This window comes from Nocardia barduliensis, from assembly GCF_013315795.1.
Taxonomy (GTDB): Bacteria; Actinomycetota; Actinomycetes; order Mycobacteriales; family Mycobacteriaceae; genus Nocardia; species Nocardia barduliensis.
Map to the genome: position 1 here is coordinate 1 of NZ_JABLTE010000249.1, position 1,827 is coordinate 1,827.

1 protein-coding gene is annotated in these 1,827 nt (G+C 60.3%); it reads left to right on the top strand.

From position 1 onward, the window contains the following. Positions 1-70 precede the first annotated feature (70 nt). Positions 71-1,827 (top strand): recombinase family protein (locus HOV91_RS38995; RefSeq protein WP_051047099.1); only part of this gene is annotated, 1,757 nt, incomplete at its 3' end.

The following is a 1,827-nucleotide window of genomic DNA, read 5'->3' on the forward strand; positions in this document are numbered from 1 at the left end:
TAACACCCTCTGTCGAATCATAATAATATCGATCGCGAAAATACCGTGACGTCGAGAATAAGGAATCTCCATGGTGAGCGCGTACGTAGGCCCGGGGAACGATGCGGATGACGACTTGGCATCCGAACTCCCATCACTGCCAGCACCTTTGAAGGCGGGCGACCGTGCTGTCATCTACCTACGTGTCTCATCGCCGGGGCAGTTCAAGACAGACTACGACCCGGAAGGCATATCGATTCCCGCTCAACGTGTCGCCTGCCAGAACAAGGCAAATCAACTCGGCCTGACCATCGTCGACGAATACATCGAGCCTGGCCGGAGTGCGACCGAAATGTCGAAACGAGTCGAGTTCCAAAAACTGCTCGCTCGAATTCGAAACCATCAAGACGTCGACTACGTCATCGTCTACAAACTGTCTCGTATGGCCCGAAACCGGTTCGACGACGCCATCGTCATGGCCGACCTCCGCAAGCGAAACGTCACCCTGGTCTCCGCCACTGAATCCATCGACGACTCGCCGGTCGGCCAGCTCATGCACGGCATCCTCGCCACCTTCAACGAGTACCAGTCCCGCGAGTCCGGCGCCGACATCTCCTACAAGATGGGCCAGAAAGCCCGCAACGGCGGCACACTCGGCCGCGCCCGGCTCGGGTACCTCAACATCTTCGACCGATTCGACGGCCGCGAGATCCGCACCATCGGCGTCGACCCCGAACGCGCACCGCTCGTCCAGCTCGCGTTCCAGCTGTACGCCACCGGCGACTACACCCTCGACGAACTATCCGAGGAACTCTACGACCGCGGACTGCGCACCCGACCGACCCACCGCCACCCCGCCCAACGAGTATCCAAAAACAAGCTCTCGACGATGCTGCGCGACCGCTACTACCTCGGCTACGTCATCTACAAGGGCGAGGAGATGCAGGGCCGACACGAGCCGCTGATCGACGAGAACCTCTTCGACAACGTCCAAGAGATCCTCGAATCCCGGACCAACGCCCACGAACGCCGACGCGTCCACCACCACTACCTCAAAGGGTCACTGTTCTGCGGACGCTGCCAGCGGACCGGGACCGTCGGGCGGATGATCATCCAGCGAACAACCAACCGACACGGCAACGAATACCTCTACTTCTTCTGCCGCAACAAACAGAAGGGCACCTGCAACGCGCCACACATCAACGTCGCCCTTGTCGAAGACGCCGTCGAGGCGCACTACGCGACGATCCGATTCCGCAGCGACTTCATCACCAGCATCCGCAACCAGATCGCCGAAGCCATCAACGCTCAAGAGACCGCCGACCGACTCCTCCAGAAACAACTGACCACCGAACTGCAGGCACTCGACGCCCAGGAAGAGAACCTCATCGACCTGGCAGCCGACGCCACCCTTCCGCAGCCCAAGATCAAAGCCAAACTCCGCGACATCGCCCACCAACGGCGACGACTGACCGAACGCCTGGCAACAACGACCGAAGACCTGTCATCCAGCGCCCGACTCATCGACGCCGCGCTCACACTGCTGGAGAACCCCCAAGAACTGTATCGCCGCTGCAACGAACACCAGCGCCGCCTGTTCAATCAGGCAATCTTCCAACAGCTCTACATCGACGACGAGCAGATCAACGGCCACCGCCTGCACGAACCCTTCGGACAGCTACACGCCGCCCAACGGGCACAAGCAGGAACATGCGGCGCAACCCGGCACAAGACAAGCCGGGATGCTCCTGAATCAGGCAACTCCCGAATGAAGGGAGGAGTAGGGGTCCTACTCCAGGGCGTTCATTCAGCCCCGGGTTCTAGTAGTGACCCTATGGTGGAGCTAAG